Here is a 3810-nt window from a genome sequence, read left to right as displayed (position 1 = left end):
TGGAGCGCGTCGGCCAGGTCGCCGGGACCCGCCGCGGAGCGGGCCGCGCAGAGGATCGTCGCGCCGGACACCCGCACTCCCCTCACCAGGAGCGATGGTCAGACCGGACCATACCGCCGATCCGGGGCCGTTCCGACCGCTCGGCGGAACAGGCAGGTCTGGTCATGTCGGAGGCGCCGGGGTGTCCCTAGCATCGTTCCCGGCGCCAGGGTGCACACCGACGCCGACGACCGTGGGGGGACGAGCGTGCCGCTCTTCGTGATCGAACGGAACTTCGCCGAGCAGCTCGACCCGGACGAGCTCGACCACGAGGGCATCCGCCTGGTCAACGACGAGGCGGGCGTCCGGTGGATCTACTCGTTCCTCTCCGCCGACCGGAAGAAGTCGTACTGCCTCTACGAGGCGTCGGACGCCGACGCGATCCGCGAGGCGGCGGCCCGCGCGGGCATGCCCGCGGACGTGGTCGTGCCGGTCGAGCAGGTCGTCCCACCGGAGCCCGCGGGCCGCTGAGCAGCGGCGGTCCCGCCCACGAAGGGACCGCCATGACCACCACCGAGACCCGCGACATCCTGCCCGAGGACATGCTCGTGCGCTTCGCCGAGCGGGCCCCCGTGCACGACCGCGACAACACCTTCTTCGCCGAGGACTTCGCCGAGCTGCGCTCCGCGGGCTTCCTCGACGTCGCGATCCCCACCGAGATGGGCGGCGGCGGTGCCGGCCTCGACGAGTACTCGCGCCTGATGCGCAGGCTCGGCTACTACGCCCCGGCCACCGCGCTGGCCGTGAACATGCACGTGTACTGGACCGGGGTGGCCGCCGACCTGCTCCGGCAGGGGGACGACTCGTGCCGGTTCCTGCTGGAACGGGCCGCGGCGGGGGAGGTGCTGGCCGCGTTGCACGGTGAGGCGGGCAACGACCTGCCGCTGCTGCTCTCGACGTCTCAGGCCGAACCCGTCGAGGGCGGCTGGCTGGTCAGCGGACACAAGATCTTCGGCAGCCTGAGCCCGGTGTGGACGCTGGGCGGGTTCCACGCGATGGACACCTCGGATCCGGAGGCGCCGCGGATCGTGCACGGCTTCGTCGACCGCGACAACCCGGGCCTGAAGATCGTGGAGACCTGGGACACCCTCGGCATGCGCGCCACGCAGAGCCAGGACACCCTGCTGGACCGGGCGTTCGTACCGGACGAGCAGGTCGCGCTCGTCTGTCCGACCGGCTTCGCCGGCATGGGGCCCTTCCAGGCCTCGATCCTCGCCTGGGCCCTGATGGGCTTCGCGTCCGTCTACCTGGGCGCGGCGCAGCAGGCCTTCCACCTGACGGTCGAGAGTGCGGGCAGGCGAGCCTCGATGGCGTTGCCCTCGGGCTCGATGGCCCACCACCCGGGCGTCCAGCACGACGTCTCCGACATGCGGATGGCCTACGACGCCGCGGAGGCCCTGCTCGAACGGACCACGCAGGACTGGACGAACGGCGTGCCGCACGAGGACTGGCCCGTCCGGCTCTTCAGCACCCGGCAGACCGTCATCAACAACGCCTACGGCATCGTCGACACCGCGCTCGACCTCAGCGGCGGCGGGGGAGCGTTCCGGCGCAACCGGCTGGAGCAGCTCTTCCGGGACGTGCGGATGGGCCGGTTCCACCCCGGCAACTCCCTGCTCGCCCACGAGGTGATCGGGAAGCTCTGCCTGGGTCTCGACCCCGACGAGGGCCCACGCTGGGGCTAGGACCCGACCCCGCACGGCACTCTCGTGCGCGAGGGGAGCACGGGAGTGCCGTCAGCCGAAGCGGCGGGAGGCCTTCGCGAACAGTGTCGGGGCGGCGCCGTGGACCTTCGCGCCCAGGGTGAGCCAGCGGGGCACGACCACCTCGGACGTCCCCCGCCGCACCGCCCGCGCGATCTCCTCGGCCACCTTGTCGCTCCGGACCGGGCGGGGGATCGTCCGCTCGTAGCCGCGCCGGGCGAGGTACGGGGTGTCGACGGCGCCGGGCAGCACCGTCGTCACCCCGACCTCGGGCGCCTCGATCCGGACGGCGTCGGCGAACCCGCGCAGCCCCGCCTTGGTGGCCGAGTAGACGGCCTCCCCGGCCACCCCGAGCGCCGCGATCGACGCGACGAACACCAGGTGCCCGCGCTCCGCCCGCAGCCCCGGCAGCAGCGCCCGAGTGAGCTGCACGGGGGCGCGGAGGTTGAGGTCGATCAGGGCGTCCACCTGCGCGGACGTCATCTCCTCCAGCGGCCCGGCGGCCCCGGTCCCGGCGTTGTGCACGACGAGCGCGGGGCGCCCAGGCAGCCCGTCCAGCAGCGCGTCGACGCCCTCGGCGAGGTCCGCGACCACGGCCTTCCCGCCGGTGCGCTCGGCGACCTCCTGCAGCCGCTCCGGGTCCCGTCCGGTCAGGACGAGCCGGGCGCCGTCCCCTGCGAGGCGCAGCGCCACCGCCCGCCCGATGCCCGACGACGCCCCCGTCACCAGTGCCAGCCGATCCGCGACCTTCACCGCCGCTCCCTCCGACGTGCGTTCAACCCGGTGCCACGTCCGGTCGGGTCCGCCCCGCGGCCGCGTGCTCCGCGTCGAGCTCGTGGAGCAGGTGGGTGCCCCGGACCGTGATGAACGCGATCCCGGCGATCACCACCACGGCGGCCAGGCACTGCCCGGCCAGCAGCGCGGGGGAGGAGTCCAGCCGCTCGCCGAGCCAGAACACGCCGATCAGCACGGCCACCACCGGGTCCACGCTGGTGATCACCGCGACCGCGGGCGAGACCAGTCGCCCCTGCTGGAACGTGTTCTGCGACAGCAGGAACCCGATCGGCCCGACGATGCACACGGCGTAGAGCGTGACGTGCTGGAAGGGCTCGAGCAGACCGATCCGCAGCTGCCCGGTGAGGACCTTCATCAGCCCCGCGGTGACGCCGTAGAGGATGCCGGTGGCCAGCGCCAGCGCCAGCACCCGCGACTGGTGCTGCACGGTGGAGGAGAAGAGCAGGCACGCCACCACCACCGCGGCGAGCCCGATCGCGAGCGGCATCCCCGCCCACATGTCGATGTGCTCCTCCTCCGACGGGAGGGGCCGGGCGAGCAGCAGGAACGCCGCGACCCCGGCGGCGCACAGCAGGGCGCCCAGCAGGATCAGCGGGTCCGGCCGCCGCCGGGACATCAGGGAGGAGAAGGCCGCGGCGAACACCACCCCGGTGACCAGGAGCGGCTGCACCACCGCGATGGCCCCGAAGGCCAGTGCCACGAGCTGCAGGACCAGGGCGACGATCGTGGCCAGCAGGCCGAGCAGCCACATCGGGCGTCGCAGCAGGGTGGTGATCAGCCGCGGGTTCAGCGTGCCGGTCGTCTCCACCTCGTGCGTGGCGCGCTGCTGGGCCGCCGTCGCGAGCCCGAACCCGGCGGCGCCGAGGACGGCCGCGGGCACGGCGATCAGCATCTCGCCGTCCATGCTCATCCCCTTCACCCCCGCTCGACCCGCATGGATCACCGCTCCACGGGTTGCATACTCCTCAACGACCGGACGATGCCACCCGGTATTCCCTCGATCTCGGGAAGTATCGCGGGATCCGCGGTGATCCCGACGCAGGTGAAGCGCCCCCAGTTCAGTGCTCCCACGGCCAGCCCGACGCCCGCCGCCAGCGGCAGCACCGGCTGCACCTCCCGGATCAGCCCGCCCCGGATGTGCAGCGGCCTGCGCGCCCCGGGCATCACCGACGCCAGCATGTGGAAGAACCGCCGCCCGTAGACGACCCGGACCAGCGGGGCCTGCAGCCTCCCCGGGAGGAGCCGGACGAGGAAGAACGACACCATCGCCAGG

The 3810-nt window shown here is 73.1% G+C and carries 5 protein-coding genes; 2 read left to right on the top strand and 3 right to left on the bottom strand.

The features are described 5' to 3' along the window. Window positions 1–246 precede the first annotated feature (246 nt). Together H5J29_RS36330 and H5J29_RS24570 are read left to right on the top strand one after the other, a co-directional pair. A complete protein-coding gene (locus H5J29_RS36330) occupies window positions 247–510 on the top strand; it encodes a DUF4242 domain-containing protein (protein WP_181783401.1) in 264 nt (87 codons plus the stop codon). A gap of 32 nt (window positions 511–542) precedes the next feature. Beyond that, window positions 543–1724, top strand: coding sequence for an acyl-CoA dehydrogenase family protein (locus H5J29_RS24570; protein WP_181783400.1), 1182 nt, complete (start codon window positions 543–545; stop codon window positions 1722–1724). A gap of 51 nt (window positions 1725–1775) precedes the next feature. Here H5J29_RS24570 and H5J29_RS24565 read toward each other — a convergent pair whose 3' ends face one another. The 3 genes from H5J29_RS24565 to H5J29_RS24555 all read right to left on the bottom strand — a co-directional run. Then, entirely contained in the window at window positions 1776–2495 is a 720-nt protein-coding gene (locus H5J29_RS24565) for an SDR family NAD(P)-dependent oxidoreductase (RefSeq protein ID WP_181783399.1), read from the bottom strand. 22 nt (window positions 2496–2517) lie between these two features. After that, window positions 2518–3447 carry a DMT family transporter gene (locus tag H5J29_RS24560; RefSeq protein ID WP_246394240.1) on the bottom strand — a complete coding sequence of 310 codons (930 nt, stop codon included), beginning with the start codon at window positions 3445–3447 and terminating at the stop codon, window positions 2518–2520. A gap of 29 nt (window positions 3448–3476) precedes the next feature. Next, window positions 3477–3810: WS/DGAT domain-containing protein (locus tag H5J29_RS24555; RefSeq protein WP_181783398.1), on the bottom strand; the 334-nt coding region annotated here is incomplete at its 5' end.

The organism is Pseudonocardia pini (assembly GCF_013870575.1).
Lineage (GTDB): Bacteria > Actinomycetota > Actinomycetes > Mycobacteriales > Pseudonocardiaceae > Pseudonocardia > Pseudonocardia pini.
Note: the sequence above shows the minus strand (reverse complement) of the source record. Positions and strands in the feature narration are given on the sequence as shown.